18 protein-coding genes are annotated in these 16,349 nt (G+C 39.8%); 7 read left to right on the top strand and 11 right to left on the bottom strand.

Going from position 1 to position 16,349, the window contains the following annotated elements; all coding sequences use genetic code 11:
• Positions 1-164: 164 nt before the first annotated feature.
• Complete coding sequence (locus tag HU823_RS19010; RefSeq protein ID WP_197223032.1) at positions 165-1,031, bottom strand: nucleotidyltransferase-like protein; 867 nt, start codon at positions 1,029-1,031, stop codon at positions 165-167.
• Positions 1,032-1,149: 118 nt separating this feature from the next.
• Between HU823_RS19010 and HU823_RS19005 the strand changes: the two genes are divergently transcribed.
• Positions 1,150-1,515 carry a YgzB family protein gene (locus HU823_RS19005; RefSeq protein ID WP_066286256.1) on the top strand — a complete coding sequence of 122 codons (366 nt, stop codon included), beginning with the start codon at positions 1,150-1,152 and terminating at the stop codon, positions 1,513-1,515.
• A gap of 34 nt (positions 1,516-1,549) precedes the next feature.
• Here the strand turns inward: HU823_RS19005 and perR are convergent, their stop codons facing one another.
• The 4 genes from perR to HU823_RS18985 all read right to left on the bottom strand — a co-directional run bounded on the left by perR (position 1,550) and on the right by HU823_RS18985 (position 4,991).
• Positions 1,550-1,981, bottom strand: a complete 432-nt coding sequence (perR, locus tag HU823_RS19000) for a peroxide-responsive transcriptional repressor PerR (protein WP_137792276.1) — start codon at positions 1,979-1,981, stop codon at positions 1,550-1,552.
• 107 nt (positions 1,982-2,088) lie between these two features.
• Positions 2,089-2,637 carry a cob(I)yrinic acid a,c-diamide adenosyltransferase gene (locus tag HU823_RS18995; RefSeq protein ID WP_197223031.1) on the bottom strand — a complete coding sequence of 183 codons (549 nt, stop codon included), beginning with the start codon at positions 2,635-2,637 and terminating at the stop codon, positions 2,089-2,091.
• 1 nt (position 2,638) lies between these two features.
• The gene (locus HU823_RS18990) at positions 2,639-3,589 is read right to left on the bottom strand and encodes a D-2-hydroxyacid dehydrogenase (RefSeq protein ID WP_197223030.1); all 951 of its coding nucleotides are present in this window, start codon (positions 3,587-3,589) and stop codon (positions 2,639-2,641) included.
• Positions 3,590-3,881: 292 nt separating this feature from the next.
• Complete coding sequence (locus tag HU823_RS18985) at positions 3,882-4,991, bottom strand: aminopeptidase (protein ID WP_197223029.1); 1,110 nt, start codon at positions 4,989-4,991, stop codon at positions 3,882-3,884.
• Between the two features lie 145 nt (positions 4,992-5,136).
• Between HU823_RS18985 and HU823_RS18980 the strand changes: the two genes are divergently transcribed.
• Positions 5,137-5,316 carry an H-type small acid-soluble spore protein gene (locus HU823_RS18980; protein WP_197223028.1) on the top strand — a complete coding sequence of 60 codons (180 nt, stop codon included), beginning with the start codon at positions 5,137-5,139 and terminating at the stop codon, positions 5,314-5,316.
• 48 nt (positions 5,317-5,364) lie between these two features.
• Here HU823_RS18980 and bcp read toward each other — a convergent pair whose 3' ends face one another.
• From bcp to HU823_RS18965, 3 genes are all read right to left on the bottom strand, one after another.
• A complete protein-coding gene (bcp, locus tag HU823_RS18975) occupies positions 5,365-5,835 on the bottom strand; it encodes a thioredoxin-dependent thiol peroxidase (RefSeq protein ID WP_197223027.1) in 471 nt (156 codons plus the stop codon).
• A 65-nt stretch (positions 5,836-5,900) separates the two neighbouring features.
• Positions 5,901-6,317, bottom strand: a complete 417-nt coding sequence (locus HU823_RS18970) for an ion channel (protein ID WP_197223026.1) — start codon at positions 6,315-6,317, stop codon at positions 5,901-5,903.
• 100 nt (positions 6,318-6,417) lie between these two features.
• Positions 6,418-6,963, bottom strand: a complete 546-nt coding sequence (locus HU823_RS18965; protein WP_197223025.1) for an NADPH-dependent FMN reductase — start codon at positions 6,961-6,963, stop codon at positions 6,418-6,420.
• Between the two features lie 237 nt (positions 6,964-7,200).
• Between HU823_RS18965 and HU823_RS18960 the strand changes: the two genes are divergently transcribed.
• Genes HU823_RS18960 through HU823_RS18950 form a run of 3 tightly spaced genes read left to right on the top strand, consistent with a single transcriptional unit; the run spans position 7,201 to position 10,101 of the window.
• Positions 7,201-8,247 (top strand): ArsR/SmtB family transcription factor, encoded by a 1,047-nt coding sequence (locus tag HU823_RS18960; protein WP_197223024.1) that lies wholly within the window; start codon positions 7,201-7,203, stop codon positions 8,245-8,247.
• A gap of 14 nt (positions 8,248-8,261) precedes the next feature.
• Positions 8,262-9,188, top strand: coding sequence for an ABC transporter permease subunit (locus HU823_RS18955; protein ID WP_197223023.1), 927 nt, complete (start codon positions 8,262-8,264; stop codon positions 9,186-9,188).
• A complete protein-coding gene (locus HU823_RS18950) occupies positions 9,178-10,101 on the top strand; it encodes an ABC transporter permease (RefSeq protein ID WP_197223022.1) in 924 nt (307 codons plus the stop codon). The genes HU823_RS18955 and HU823_RS18950 overlap by 11 nt, the downstream gene beginning before the upstream one ends.
• 215 nt (positions 10,102-10,316) lie before the next feature.
• Here HU823_RS18950 and HU823_RS18945 read toward each other — a convergent pair whose 3' ends face one another.
• The 3 genes from HU823_RS18945 to HU823_RS18935 are packed head-to-tail and all read right to left on the bottom strand — an operon-like array spanning position 10,317 to position 12,909.
• On the bottom strand, positions 10,317-11,102 hold the full coding sequence (locus tag HU823_RS18945) for an ABC transporter permease (protein ID WP_191755535.1): 786 nt from the start codon (positions 11,100-11,102) through the stop codon (positions 10,317-10,319).
• 6 nt (positions 11,103-11,108) lie between these two features.
• Positions 11,109-11,900 carry an ABC transporter permease gene (locus HU823_RS18940; protein ID WP_144703842.1) on the bottom strand — a complete coding sequence of 264 codons (792 nt, stop codon included), beginning with the start codon at positions 11,898-11,900 and terminating at the stop codon, positions 11,109-11,111.
• Entirely contained in the window at positions 11,893-12,909 is a 1,017-nt protein-coding gene (locus HU823_RS18935) for an ABC transporter ATP-binding protein (protein WP_137792263.1), read from the bottom strand. The genes HU823_RS18940 and HU823_RS18935 overlap by 8 nt, the downstream gene beginning before the upstream one ends.
• A gap of 589 nt (positions 12,910-13,498) precedes the next feature.
• Between HU823_RS18935 and HU823_RS18930 the strand changes: the two genes are divergently transcribed.
• Positions 13,499-14,785: a glutamate-1-semialdehyde 2,1-aminomutase gene (locus HU823_RS18930; protein ID WP_197223021.1), complete on the top strand. Its 1,287-nt coding sequence runs from the start codon at positions 13,499-13,501 to the stop codon at positions 14,783-14,785.
• 213 nt (positions 14,786-14,998) lie between these two features.
• Entirely contained in the window at positions 14,999-16,069 is a 1,071-nt protein-coding gene (locus tag HU823_RS18925) for an FUSC family protein (RefSeq protein WP_197223020.1), read from the top strand.
• The last annotated feature ends 280 nt before the right edge of the window (positions 16,070-16,349 follow it).

Raw genomic sequence — 16,349 nt, 5'->3', positions numbered from 1 at the left:
CCGCTCGTTTTGGCGACTTTATTAGGATACCATCTTAAAAACAAGATGTCAACCTATTTTTTTATCGTGTTTCCCGTCTGCAACAATGTTTCTGTGTGTCGCAGCGACAAGAAATAATATAGCACGATATAGATAAACAGGTCAACACCTTTTTAGAAAAAACTTTATTCTTTTATTGAGTAGTAACGATGATACAGGTTTTTGCTCTTGGTTTCACGCTTGATTGCCTTTATATAACCCTTATCTTTTAGGTGTGTAAGAATCATAGGAAGATCGATCGCATAATCTTGTACCTCATCATGTTCCATTAATTCATGATAAGCCCACTCATCTTTTTGTTTAATAATACCCAACAGATGATGCGCACCTAATTTGGTTTTAGAAGATAGGGAGAACTCTGATGCTAGTAATAGAAGTTCGATTCTTTTATCAATCGTTTCTTCACCTGTTACAAGCTCTTCATACAACTTAAAGATTTCAGGCTGAATCATCTTCACCTGATTCCAAACTGTAACTTCTGGATAGTATCCATGCTCAATAACAGATAAACGTGCAAGATGGTGAAGAGCGTGCATGATGTTGTTGAATGCATCTAAATAATGGCCGGAGTGAAAGAGTTCTTTTCCATCGTTATAACGGCGAAGTAGTTTTGCAAACTCAAGACCAATCTTATGTGTCCTCTCTTCAGCCGGAAACTCGTGAAGTCGGTCTCTTAATCTTGTTATGTACTCATTGCGGTTAAATAGAACTTTCCCATTCATTACCCAATCAACCGCTCTTCTGTTCGTACCAAGCATCAACCAAGAGTTAAGCAGTTGTTCTGTCACAATGTGAAGCGCAGCTGAAGTTGACTCAAACTCGTAGTGTTTGATCATCAAAGGCTGATCGGATTCTTTTACTATAATAAGAAGTATTGAATCAAAATGATCCGTTCCAGGGCTGAATGGTTTATTTTTCTCAACAAAAAGCACCCCTAATGTGTTTTCGTTGCTTGCTCTCTCCTGATACAGCGGGCGTAAAATATCTTCCATGAAGGTCATCTCCCATTTTAACAAAATCCTGTTTGTTACTTTCAACACCAAATAAAGAAATCCTTTTTATTTTCCTAAGAGTTCATATGTTATACTAATGAACGGAGGAGGGACAGGTATGATAAAGTATACGAGCAAAATCAATAAAATACGTACGTTCGCTCTTAGCCTTGTGTTTATAGGTATTATCATCATGTATGCAGGCCTGTTTTTCAAGACAAGTTTTGTCGTTATGTCTATTTTCATGGTGATTGGGTTTATCGCAACGATCGCCAGTGCTGGTGTTTACTTCTGGATCGGTATGATTTCTACTCAGGCAGTACAGGTTGTTTGCCCAAACTGTGGAAAAGTAACAAAAGTACTCGGCCGTGTAGATGCATGTATGTCGTGTAACCAGCCACTTACGATGGATAAAGGTCTTGAGGGCGAAGAATTTGATGAAAAGTACAACTCTAAACGCCAGATGCGCAAAGAGAATAGATAAAGCTGACTTACCGTAGTGGAAAGTCAGCTTTTTTTTAATGTTTTCTTTTGCAATCCGGGCATACTCCGTAAATTTCCATACGGTGTCGTCCTACATCAAAGCCTGTTACAGATTCAGCTAGACTCTCAACTTCATCTAGACCTGGATAATGAAAATCCACGATCTTTCCGCATGAGTCACAGATAATATGATAATGATCTGTCGTCACACAATCAAATCGGCTTGATGAATCCCCATAAGTGAGTTCTTTTACAAGACCCGCTTCTTTAAATACTCTAAGGTTATTGTAGACTGTTGCTACACTCATATTTGGAAACTTTCCCTCCAGCGCTTTGTAAATCTCATCAGCAGTCGGATGGGACATTGATTGGATAAGATGCTCTAAGATAGCATGACGCTGAGGCGTAATCCGTACACCTACTGATTTTAAGTTGTCGATTGCCGCATTTATTTTAGCGCTTGACATCGTCATGCACCCCATTTCTTTAAGAATTCTTACTTTATAATCGTTATAATTAGTCTACTGCCTTTCTACAGGTTTTGTCAATTGAAGTGTATGTATGCAGTATTCTATTATGAATGATCTTCGTGGAGAACTGGCTCTGTGACTTTCATTTGTTCATTAACGTAACGTGCGGCAACAAAGAGGAAATCTGAAAGCCGGTTAAGATAAGACAATACAAGCGGATTCACCCCTTCAATTTCTACAGCAATACGTTCAGCTCGCCTTGCAATTGTTCTTGCCGCATGCAATGCGCTTGCAGATGGAGATCCTCCGGGAAGAACGAACTGCTTTAAAGGTTTCAATCCCGCTTGCCATTGATCAATCGTTTCTTCAAGAAATGAGATATCTTCTTCTTTTAATTTCCACGCTACTTCTTTCCCTGCTGGAGTCGCTAGCTCAGCTCCAACATGAAAAAGAACAGTCTGTACTTTTTGCATAACAGTTGTGGCTTTTTCTGCCCATTCTTCCCTCGGCAGCAAACTCACGCCAAAGCCGATCATACTATTCGCTTCATCACAAGTACCATACGCATCTACGCGCACATCATTTTTAGCAACGCGTTCACCAAAAATTAAGGATGTTGTTCCTTTATCTCCAGTTTTTGTGTATATTTTCATATTAATACCCCCGGTCATATGGAATGATATTGATCATCTCTTCACGCTTATCATTTCTATATAGAGTTAGATTATCACAAAAGATCTTAATCGCTCTTTCTTGATATTGAGGTGAAATCCCTGAAAGGTGCGGCGTAACCGTTACGTTCTGCATATTCCACAATGGGCTTTCTTCTTTTAATGGCTCTTTTTCAAACACATCTAGAACAGCGTGGCCAATTTTCTCGGCTTGCAATGATCGGATTAGCTCTTCTTCGTCTACCGTTTTCCCTCTTCCGATATTAATGAATACTGCGTTCTGCTTCATTAGAGAAAAAGCACTCTTTCCAACGAAATGAAAAGTCTGTGGCGTTGATGGGAGAACATTGACGATAAAATCACTTTCTTCATAAAGAGTGGAGATTCCTTCTTCATCCACGATTACATCACAGTTTTCAGCCGGATGCCCGCTTCTGTTAAATCCGATGGTTTTCATATTAAAAGCTTTCGCAAGTCTTGCTATCTCGCATCCAATTGCTCCCGTTCCTAATATTCCAAGTGTCTTTCCAGAGATCTCAGTCATCGGAACTTTTCGATCCCAGATATGTTGTTTTTGATTATCTAATAATAAGCTTGCTTTCCGTGACACTTGTAGCATCATAGAGATCGTATATTCCGCCATAGGCGTTTTATGGATACCTCTTGCATTCGTGATTAGAACATTTTGTTTTTCTAAAGCTTCGAAAGGCATTTTATCAAGGCCGGCTGAAATGACCATGATCCATTTTAGTTCTTTTGCTTCAGCAACCAACTCATCAGTCAAATCTTCTCCATAAGATACTAAGATTTCAGCTTGATTAAGATCCGCCTTAGCTTCTTTCATGTTGTTATAGAATTGAAATTCTTCTTCCGGGAACTTGTTCTTTATCTCGTCCTTTATCTCATCTCGTAATCGTGCACTTGAAAGAATCATAAGAAACACCTTCTTTTCGTGGATTAGAAAAAGCGGGAACGTGCTCCCCGCTTTTTAAGTTGTTGCTGTTTTGTTTAGATTGTTTAGTATTAGAAAGCTTTTTAAGGGAGTTGATTTCCGCTCCAGGTGCTTCGCTTTCCGCGGGGCAGGCGGTGAGCTCCTTGCCGCTTTGCGTCCTTAAGGATCTCACCTGACCGCTTGTCCCGCAGGAGTCTTGCACCTTCCACTACAATCAACAAGCAATGAAGAAAACGAAATACCTCCAAAAGCAATAATACTTTGGGAAGAGCATTTATTTTAGGTTCTCTGGATTAAGACCTTGAAGTTCTGGCAGTACGAACAAACCGTCTTTTCTGATCAATACATCATCAAAGTAGATTTCCCCACCGCCATACTCTGGACGCTGGATCAAAACCATATCCCAGTGAATGCCGGATTCGTTTCCGTTATATGCATCTTGATAGGCTCTTCCCGGTGTGAAATGGATGCTGCCGCCTATCTTTTCATCAAATAAGATATCTCCCATTGGATGTTGGATAAGAGGATTTACCCCGATCGCAAATTCCCCAACATAACGTGCACCTTCATCTGTGTTAAAGATCTCGTTTAATTTTTCGGTGTTGTCTGAAGTAGCTTCAACGATTTTTCCGTCTTTGAATGTAAGTTTTACGTTGTTAAACGTTGTACCGTGGTAAGGACAAGGTGTGTTATAAGTAATAGTTCCATTCACACTGTCTTTTACTGGTGCCGTAAATACTTCTCCGTCAGGAATGTTATTTTCACCTGCACACATTACAGCTGGGATTCCTTTGATCGAGAATGTTAAATCAGTTCCAGGAGCTGTGATGCGAACCTTATCTGTTCTTTCCATCAAGGCATGAAGTGGCTTTTGCGCTTCAGCCATTGCTTTATAATCAACGTTACATACATCAAGCACAAAATCAGTGAACTTTTCTAAGCTCATTTTTGCCATTTGTGCGAGACCTGTAGTTGGGTAGTTTAATAATACCCATTGGCGGTCGTTGATGATCATGTTTTGAACAGGCTTATTGATCTCAGCTTTCATCTGGAAAATCTCACTTGGCACTTCCGAGAACTCTGCATCATTGTTTTTACATTGAATAGAGATATATGCATCGATATCTTCAATGCGTGCAAGATCCCATTTCAATTGTGCCTCAGAATGTTCTCTCGTAGAACCCATCATTAACGCACGTGAAATCTCTTCATCTGCAAGTTGAACGTAAGGAAATGCTCCTAATTTATAAGTTTCCTGAACGAGCTCTTTTACAAGTGGCTTCCCTGCTAAGAATGAAGTAATAAGTACTTTTTGTCCTTTTTCAACCTTTAGTGAATGCGTCAGCAATGTTCTAGCCAACATCGTTAAACGTTCATCTCTCATTATGTATACCCCCGAAATTATATGTTATAAAATTCACACTATTTCATTTTATCACGCATGAGCCATCATGCCTATTTATTAAGAACGAAAAGCATAGTCTATCAGTCTCTGCTGCATACTAGTTGGCGTGGAGGTGAATGAATTCATGAACGTATCACGTGCTCAACAGATCATTGAGTCTGAAAAAGAAATTAAAGTGCTTCATAACGGAACTCCTGTATGGCTACAATCTGTTGATGAAAACAATCAAACCGCTAGAGCTTACACAAGAGAAGAACCCGATCATGAGATGGACATTCCTGTTACAGAACTTCAGGAAAGCTGATTTTTTATCAACAAGTAAAAAAAGCCCCGATTTCTTCGAGGCTTTTTTCTATACTAAGTTTTCTTCTATAAATTTGAGCGCTTCTTCAACATGATCCTTCACTTTAACTTTTCGATATTCTTTCGCGATGTTTCCTTCTCCATCGATAATAAACGTAGAACGTTCGATACCCATGTATTCTTTGCCGAAATTCTTTTTCAGTTTCCAAACATCGTAAAGCTCAGCAACTTTATGCTCCTCATCCGCTAAAAGGATGAACGGCAGACCATGCTTCTCGATGAATTTGTCATGTCGGGCTAACGGATCCGGACTTACCCCAAGAATAACCGTATTCCGTTTCTTGAAATCTTCATGACGATCTCTAAAGTCACATGCTTGTGTTGTACATCCTGGTGTCATATCTTTTGGATAAAAGTATAGGACCACATTTTTCCCTTTAAAATCTGTTAATGCAACTTCTTCTCCATTACTTGCTGGCAATTTAAAGTCTGGTGCTTTACTTCCTGTTTTTATCGTCATAGCATTGAGACCTCCTTAAAGTTTCATCTTCTTTAAGGGTAGCCTATATATTCGGTTTCAAACAACTATTTTGCCATCTTGTTGTGGTGAACGACTGAAGATAATACGAAAGCAATCGGCAACAAGTACCCGATCAATGCTTGAAGCGCGGCAATCCACCTTCCCGCTCCAACAGGTACGATGTCTCCATAACCTACTGACAAAATCGTCGTACTGCTAAAATAGATGCATGCTTCTATAAAAGAGAAAAAGTCACTCTGATTCAATTCTAGTTTTATGACGGGATAGCCCATCAAAGAGATAAGGGCATAGATGAGTCCAAATCCTGAAATGATCGTTCCATACACGATGAACAAGATCAGCAGATGACTCGCTGGCATGAGATGTTCTTTAATTCCAGGATGTTTAAAGAGCATCCATATACTACGGATGATGAGACCAGCAGTTGTTATGAGTAAGATTATTAATATGGCATTTTCCATTCTGTCCACCTCTCTTTATCTTATGAAAAAGAAAGATTGAATAGGACAGCCTTATGATTAAAAAAGACAGCCTGCTTTTCACAGGCTGTCTTCTTACTTTTTATTTAGCTTGGTTTACTGAAATCGCTTCTGTTAACTCTTTTAACTGAAGTGTTAATTCACGTACACGCGTTTGTGCCAATTCATCAACGAGTACGTTACCTTCATCAAAATTAACCGGATCGGCAACAAATTGATCAGGCAGCACTAAGCTGTACACACCGCGGAGCACGGTGCGAAGATTAGTCAATGCGTTCATTCCGCCTTTCCCGCCTCCTGCAGCAACAGCAATTGCTGACGGTTTGTTCTTAAAATGCTTTCCTCCTAAGAAATCAAGCGCGTTTTTCAATGCTCCGCTTATTCCACTGTGATACTCTGGGCTCGTTACAAAAAATCCATCAGCTTTTTCAGCATACTCAGCTAATTTTTTTACTGCCTCATTCTGAGCTGTCGTAGCATCTCCTGTAAATAGAGGCAATTTATCGATTCCTACATCAAAATACAACACTTCAACGTTCATCTGTTTCAACGTTTCAGCAGCGAACTGTGCAATTCCTCTTGTTCTTGATTCTGCTGTCGGACTTCCTGCGATCACCATGATTTTCATATGTATTTCCTCATTTCTGCTATGCAATGTAATTATGTTTATATCTTACAAGATAATGAATGTTTCTTTATAACAATAAGCTTTGATATGTAAAAAATCAGGTCTTAAGTCCAGAAGATAAACATTGACTTTTCACCCATTAGAATGTAAATTATTTGTAATTTTGGAATTCTCAAAAACTGATTCGATCTTTAGCTAATCAAATTATATATCATTCATAATGGAAGGACGATGTAAATGGCACTTGTTTCAGTTAACTTTTCCCCTTTTAACGAAATGATAATGAGCCTCCACGTTATTCAAAATCCTGCTCACCACCCATATCGACTTGCATGGGCTGAAAAATCAAAAAATAAATTACCGCAAGATCTTTTACTTTTAATCAACAAATGGGGACCGCATTTTTATGACTGGATGTATTTCGTTAACATTCGAAACGAATTTCAATTTAATGAATCTACCGTCGAAGAGGCCATCGAACGTATAGCTCTCATACCAGACTTAACGTTTTCCTATCTCTTGCTAGGTGAGAAATATGGAAGCGACTCTTTGCTAAAGTGGAAAAACAGTCCTGCATCAGCACCCCTTCAATCAATTGAACGAGACATTCTTTTACATGCTGCGCAATGGAAAAGGAAGTTTTGTGATTTCTTTTATGAATACAATCGTTACTTGTTTGCAGAAGAGCTTTTCAGAATTACGCCTTGGATTGCAAGAGCATCTGACAATTTCAAGAAAGAACTGAGTGACTCGAAAATTGAAAGTTTAAACAGCATACATCCTGATGTTACAGTAACTTCTGATTCAATAAAAATTAAGAAGAATGATGTTTACACGTTTCCGTTTGAAGAGTTTCCTAAACTCGTGATTCAGCCATCTACATTCGCTACCCCACACGTCATGCTTTGCTGCAACCAAGACCGTGTTAGCATCGCACTCCATGTTGCTGTTCCAGATTCAGAAAAAAACCATGAACCACCTGAAGATTTAATTACCTTATTAAAGGTACTCAGTGAGCCAAGAAGACTTAAAATCCTGCAAGACTTGCTTCACCATCCTTACAGCACTAAACAACTCGCCTATAAATATAATCTCACTGAAGCTACCGTATCAAATCATTTAAAGCAGTTGCTTTTATGCGGTTTAGCCGAAACACAAAGAAAAGGCTATTACGTTTTTTACACCGGTAAGCGAGAAAGACTGGAATCACTTCGTACAGATGTCGCTCAATTTATGCAGCAGCCTGTTTTGGACGAATATATTTTCACGGCAGACTTAACGTGAAAGGAAGACAATTCATGAGAAAGTTATCAATCTTTGTTCAGCCTTATTTATTGCTCTCAATAGGAGTTGTTTTACTCTCTGCAACTCCGTCTTTATTTGCTGGAGAGGACACTTTGAAATTCAGCCTGTTTCGTTACGGACAGACTGTTATTGAAACTATTGTCCAACTAACCAAACCACATTCGTTAACTCTATACACACAAACACAAACACTCGCCTTTCCTAAAATGCCCGAAAACCGCTCAGTAGAGTTTCTGAATCAGATCACTGAAAGACCTTTATTTCCAGAGGTTTGGGGTATTGTCATCTATACTGCAGGACTCATCTTAGCTAGTTTTACTATCGCTATCATTATAGCTATTATACTTGGATGGATGACGGAACTGCTTCCTTCAATCTTTAAAAAAGTACTTCTAAAATGCTGCAACCTACTAGAATCGATGCCAGATTTGTTCTTTGTTTTTTGCATACAGCTATTCGTTGTTTGGATTTATAAACAAACAGGGTGGCTTGCCGCAAATCCTTTTACATCCAGCAAGGAACCTGCTCTTTTGATTCCGCTCGTAACACTCAGTATTGTACCTGGTATCTATATGTTTAGAATGCTGTTATTACTTTCAGAGACAGAGATGGATAAGGATTATATCACCTTTGCTCGTTCAAAAGGAATCAGTAAATCCGCTATAATTTTTAAACATCTTTTAAGAAACACAATCTCTGAACTCAGTACACACTTTCCCATCATCATGCTTCTTTTATTCAGCCAGATGGTCGTATTGGAGTACCTGTTTAATATGAACGGTGTTATTCAAATTCTATTAAGTGAACAGCCTTATGAAACGAAGACAATGCTTTTACTGCTGATTGTCACTCCGTTATTTGCAGCAGTTAAAGGTGTACAACAAGCGATCATCAAGAGGAGGTATATTCGTGCTGAGTAAAATTCCTCTTTTCTTTGCAGGTCTCTTTTTGCTGCTGTTCATTTTGTCAGCAAGTATTGTCATTCCGCTCGCACTTTCTGAACCTGAAGTAAACCAATTTCGATACTCTGATGCCTTAAAAAAGTTGGAGATTCCGCCTTATAGTCCTTCTAAAGAGAATTGGCTTGGTACAGATCGTATTGGAAAAGATTTATTTTATCTCTTAGTTGACGGTGCCAAATATACGATTTTTTTTGCCTGTATCATTACGTTAGTAAGAACCTTAGTTTCTGTTATTTTGGGATTGTTTTTTAAACGCTTGTTTAATAGCAGCTGGTTCAGCGGTCTGATCCAAAGCTTCCAATACGTTCCAGAATCCCTTATTGTACTGCTGACTTTGTCTCCTTTTCTTTTTTACGAATTAAGAAGTGACTCTGTGTTCTCAACTTCAGAAACATTATTTCTTCAATTGCTTGTTCTTATTGCAGTTGGTGTTCTGCCGCTCGGAAAAATCATCGCTGAAACGGCTGAACTGTTATCGAGAACGGAGTATGTTATTTGTGCCAAACTGATGGGTGCTTCTTACTTTCAAATCACAGCAAAACATATTCTCCCCCATTTATGGCCGAGACTGTTTGTTTTAGTCGGCCGCCAATTTGCACAAGTTCTAACGTTAATGCTTCACTTAGCAATCTATCATCTTTTTATTGGCGGTGTGCAAATCACTTCCGGTCAAGAGCATGACCAATTCAACCATTATGCGACGGTTTCTAATGAATGGACTGGATTAATCTCTGCTTATCACAAGGAACTAATGCTAGAGCCATTTATCGTCATGGTACCTGTAACCGCTTTTGCCTTTCTTGTCCTTTGCATTAACATCATGACGAAAGATCTAGAACAGCATTTTAAAAACCGATCTTTGTCTAAATGAAATGGCTGTTTTTGTATTCATTGTAGCTTTTGAGAGTAGTTGATTTCCGTTTTAGTTTGATCGCTTTTCGTGGGCAGGCAGTGTTTGCCACTTTAGTAAGTTTCACTTTTAAATGTCTCACCTCATCTGTCCTAGAACGATTTTGGCAAAACAAGTCTAGTATTGAAAATTAAACAACAAAAACCGCTCTCCCTCTGAAGGAGAACGGTTTTTCTTTAGTTACCAGCGCCTCTATACTTTGTCACTCCAACGTTCCATAACGTTACAGCGATTAAGAAAAACACGATTCCCACAACTGGTGTTAAGAACGCATACGTATACCACTCTTCACGTTCTAAAAAATAGGAAGATGGATATACACCGACAAACGCGAACGGAAGGATCCAGGTTAACACATACTTGATCACTTTGTTGTAAATATCAACCGGATATCTACCGTAGTTTCCGATGTTGTACATCATCGGCATAATATCTGTTCTCGAATCAGACCAGAATCCAATCGTTGCAAGTGCAATAAAAATACCTGCATACACGAGTGCTCCGCCTATTACTAACAGAATGAAGATGAACGGATCGTACCAGCTGATCTCTAGACCCAACTTATCACCTGCATAGAACATGACAACTAATCCTGTTACTACACCAAAAAGAGATTCTAGCTCCATTCGTTCAAGTACAATTTGAAATAGACTATGGACAGGTCTTGTTAAGATTCGATCCATCTCACCTTTAACAATGTATCTGTCTGTAAAATCCCAAATATTAAAGAAAGAAGCAAAGATCGAGAATGGAACTAAGAAGAATCCGTAAATAAAGATCATCTCATCCTTACTCCATCCGGCAAGAAGATTCGTATGACCGAATACGACGAGGATAAAAACTAAATTCACCGCTTGAAATAATAGATCTGAAAAGATTTCGACTATCATATCGGCACGATACGTAAGCCTTGTTTTTAAATATTGACCGACGTATTGAAAAAAGATTGAAATATACTCCATCTGCTATTAACCCCCTTGAACCACAAGCTGACGCTTCGCCAAAATCCAAAGCCCATACACGGGAATGATAAGGAGCAGCGACCATATTGCCTGGTTGAGAAGGGCTTCATAAATTTGCGAACCTTTAAACCCTTCCGTAAAAATCATACTCGGGATATAGCTGATTCCTTGAAACGGCAAATAGCTCATCACGTTCTGAGCCCACATTGGATAAAAACTAAGCGGTAAGATAAGTCCAGAAAATAAATCGATCACAACACGTTTTGCGCGAATCAATCCATCATTATTAAATAAGAAGAAAGTTGCAATTCCAGCTAATAGGTTGATCTGTGTATTAATGATAAAGCTGAACGTGATCGATAGGAAAAATAACAACCATGTACTTGCATTCGTGGAGAGCTCAATAGGAAACACGAGCGCTACGATGATCATTCCAGGAACAGAGAAGAATAAAAGCCTGAAGATCCCTTCGCCTAAGCCCTGCATCATCTTCATGTTTAAATACGGATAAGGACGAACCATCTCAACGGCAACTTTTCCTTCTTTAATCTCCATCGCAATCTCCCGGTCGATGTTGTTAAAGTAAAAGGCTCTGGCCATCCACGCCACAGCTATATACGTTGTCATCTGCGTGATAGAAAGACCTTGTATGTTTTCTTTTCCTCCATAGATGGCACTCCATAGAAAGTAATAAGCTCCTATGTTAATGCTGTAGATGAGTATTCCGCTGTAATAGTTCGTTCGGTATGCGAGCATCATTAGAAAACGGATGCGAATCATCTCGATATACTTACCCATGACGAACAGCACCTTCAACATAAATATTTCGAATGATCTCTTCTGTTGAGATCTCAAGGATCTTCAAGTCAGCAATCTTTTTAGCTGCTGTTACTTTTCCGATCACACCTGAAATCACGGTCTCGTCAGCATCAACAGAAGCAACCCATACTAGATCACTCTCACCTTTTTCCCAAACAACAAGATGTTCTTGTGTAAGATGCTGCAACTCTTCCAACGTCGCTTCTTCACTAAACTGAAATTGAATCTGTTTTCCTTCTGCCCAATTTTCACGAAGCTCTTTTAGTGGTCCATCATAAATAATTTTTCCTTCATCAAGCATAACCACTCGTTCACAAAGCGCTTCAATATCTGAAAGGTCATGCGTTGTTAAAAGAATCGTCGTACCATATTTCTCGTTGATTCTTTTTAAAAATTCACGAATCTTCAATTTTACGAGCACATCCAGTCCGATCGTCGGCTCGTCCAGAAACAATAGCGGCGGATTATGAATAAGTGCTGCAGCTAATTCGCAGCGCATGCGTTGTCCGAGTGAAAGTTTTCGAACCGGTTTATCAAGTAACGGCCCGATATCTAGCGTCTCGATGACGTCTTTCATATGCTCTTCATACTGTTGATCCGGCACATTGTAGATCTTCTTCAGCAATCTGAATGACTCTTGAACAGCGATATCCCACCATAACTGCGATCTTTGACCAAAGACTACACCGATCGTTTTTACGAACTTCTCTCGCTCTTTATGCGGATTCATGCCGTTGACGACTATTTTTCCGTCAGTCGGTGTGAGGATCCCTGTCAGCATCTTAATGGAAGTCGACTTACCAGCACCGTTCTCACCAATATAGCCGACCATTTCTCCTTTTTTTATCGTAAAAGAGATGTCATCCACTGCTGTCTTGATCGTATAGTTTCGTGTGAAAAGATCACGAAACGCCCCCTTCAGACCTGATCGGCTGGAGAAGGATTTAAATTCTTTCTTTAAACCTTGCACATCTATTATGTTCTGCATAAGAATGCCCCCGTAAATTTTTTCGCGATACATGTTGCTTTTGAAAGTGGTTGATCTGCACTTCAGGTGCTTCGCTTTCCGTGGGGCAGGCGGTGAGCCACTTGCCGCTTTGCGCCATTAAGTGTCTCACCTGACCGGTTACAGTGGCTAGCCCCTCGAGGTCAAAAGTTAAACGGTCAAGAAGGCAAATTGCGCCTTCCTAGCCCATTCAACTTTTGCTGGTCGGGGCTGAACGAGCCACTTTCACATTTAAAACTGACCGCTTGTCCCACAGGAGTCTCGCACCTTCCGCTCCAATCAACTTGTCAATGAAGAAAATGAAAGAACCAAAAGTAACTTATCTTTAGAAAAGAGCTTTGAACAAAAACACATTCATTTCACTGTGAAGCTCTCAATTTTGCCAATGGAAATTATAGAGTTTCCTAATAGAGAAACTCAAGGCACTCGAATAGTTTACTCCAATCCCATTCATAAACTCAAATAGTTGAGACTATCTTGTCATAGTTTCCCATCCCTGTTCCTCGGGCTTATTCATGCTACAATATGAATTGAACTTAACAGACGTATCGTTTACAGGAGGTATTTATAGATGAATCACACGAAATCTGAAGCACTCTATGATGAAGCGCTTCTACATATTGTTGGCGGTGTAAACAGTCCGTCCCGTTCTTTTAAAGCAGTTGGTGGTGGTGCACCTGTATTTATGGAACGCGCACAAGGCGCATACTTTTGGGATGAAGACGGTAACCGTTACATCGATTATCTAGCTGCTTATGGTCCTATTATTACCGGACATGCTCATCCTCATATCACTAAGGCGATCGTGAAAGCCGCAGAAAACGGAGTTCTCTATGGAACGCCTACTTCTCTTGAAGTTAAATTTGCGAAGATGTTAAAAGAAGCGATGCCCGCCATTGATAAAGTTCGTTTCGTAAACTCTGGAACAGAAGCGGTTATGACAACAATCCGCGTTGCCCGTGCTTACACAGGACGCGATAAAATCATCAAGTTCGCTGGCTGCTATCATGGCCATTCCGATTTAGTCTTAGTCGCGGCTGGCTCTGGTCCATCTACATTAGGTACCCCAGATTCAGCTGGTGTTCCGAAATCTATTGCACAAGAAGTAATCACCGTTCCATTTAATGATGTTGATGCTTATCGTGAGGCGATGGATAAATGGGGTGACCAGATCGCTGCTGTTTTAGTGGAACCGATCGTTGGAAACTTTGGGATCGTTGAACCGAAAGAAGGCTTCTTGCAAGCTATTAACGACATTACTCATGAGCACGGTGCACTTGTAATCTATGATGAAGTGATCACCGCTTTCCGTTTCATGTATGGAGGTGCACAAGATCTTTTAGGTGTAAAACCTGACATGACAGCGCTCGGAAAGATTATCGGTGGCGGTCTGCCGATCGGCGCATATGGCGGTAAACAAGAGATCATGGAAAAAGTAGCACCACTAGGACCTGCGTATCAAGCAGGAACGATGGCAGGAAACCCAGCGTCAATCTCAGCGGGTATTGCTTGTTTAGAAGTTCTTAAACAAGAAGGCGTTTACGAGGAAATGGACCGCTTGGGTGCGATTCTTGAAAAAGGTTTGCTTGAACAAGCTGAGAAATATGGCGTTTCCGTAACGATCAACCGCTTGAAAGGTGCTCTAACGCTCTATTTTTCCGATGAAAAAATTGAGAACTATGTACAAGCAGAAGCAACAGATGGTGAGATTTTCGGAAGATACTTTAAACATATGCTTCATGAAGGAATCAATCTCGCTCCATCTAAATACGAAGCGATGTTCTTAACAACTGCACACACCGAAGAAGACGTTCGCGCAACGATCGAAGCCGCTGGGAGAGCATTCAGCTCACTATAAGTTTTTATAGGTAAATGAAAGAATCCGTCATCGCACGGATTCTTTTTTTGATTTAAGGGAAAACCTGTAATAGAGGGTGTTTGATTTTCATAAGGTATATAGGTGTGTACTTTTCACAATTTGTTAACAGATATTTACTTGATTAAAAGGACGAAACAGTTTATAGTGTTTGAGATTATTAACATTTTTTATGAGAAAGGAATTATCGCAGTTATGAAACTAGGAGCCCGAATGATTAAAACGGGTTTAGCCATTTCTTTATCGATCTACTTAGCGATGTTGTTTCAATTGGAACAACCAGCCTTTGCCGCGATTGCCGCTACATTTGCGATCCAGCCATCCATCTATAGATCGTATCAAACCATTTTAGAACAAGTTCAAGGTAACGTGGTTGGTGCCCTTTTTGCTATTATTTTTGTTATTTTATTAGGCAATAACCCATTTGTTATCGGATTCGTTGTCGTACTTGTTATCGCAGCGAACTTAAAGATGAAGATCGAGAAAACAATTCCGTTATCCATCGTTACCGTAATCGTAATTATGGAGAGCCATACAGAGAATTTTATCGGTTTTGCGATCGATCGTTTCTTATTGATCATGCTCGGCGTATTATCAGCGTTCTTAGTTAACCTGGTATTCATGCCGCCTAAATACGAAACAAAGCTTTATTATAAAATATCCGATCACACGGACGAAATCATAAAATGGATTCGCATGATTACCCGTCATGCTACAGAACATAGTGCCCTGAAAGAGGATCTGCCACGCTTAAAAGAAAACCGCTTTAAGATGGATCAATATTACTTATTGTATAAAGAAGAACGTACGTATTTTAGAAGCAATAAGTATACCAAAACACGTAAGCTGGTTCTTTACCGCCAGATGATTCAAACAACAAACAAAGCACTTGAACTGTTGAAGAGCCTTCACCGTCATGAAAATGAGTTGAACAACATGCCGGAACCTCTTCAAGAACTGATTCAATTAAAACTGGATGGCTTGACCAACTTCCATGAACAAATGTTGTTGAAGTACACGGACAAAATCCGTGCGCAGCATACACTTGATATGGATGAGGCCATCAACAAAAAAGCACTCATGACCTGTATCATGAGCTATTACAAAAACCCAGAGAACGAAGATTGGATCGAGTTGTTCCCCGTCTTCGCCCTGATCATAGATTACGCAGACCAATTGGAGCACTTAAACACTTTGGTGGAAAGCTTTAAGAACTACCACCAGGAAGACAGTGAAGTTCAGTTGGATCAGCGGTTAGAGGATTAATATTGTGTATTGGAAGCCAGCCCTTTTTTGAGGGTTGGTTTTTTTTGTGTTTGTGGTGGGTTAAACCAATCGTGGCCGGGTAGTGCTCGTTACGCCTCTGTCGAAATATGTCTAGGATTGTAGACTCGTGGATAAACCACGAAAACTTTAGGATTCAAGGATAAAACTCGTGGATTAAACACTATTTCTTGTGGATTCACAGGTAAAATTTGTGGATTGAACTGGTTTTCAATTTGATATTAGGTATCTTGGTCTTTGAACCAAACGTAAGAATGCGGCA

The sequence above is a fragment of the Fictibacillus sp. 18YEL24 genome, from assembly GCF_015903855.1.
Taxonomy (GTDB): Bacteria; Bacillota; Bacilli; order Bacillales; family Fictibacillaceae; genus Fictibacillus; species Fictibacillus phosphorivorans_C.
The sequence above is the reverse complement of the archived record's forward strand: the minus strand, read 5'-3'. Positions and strand labels throughout refer to the sequence as shown.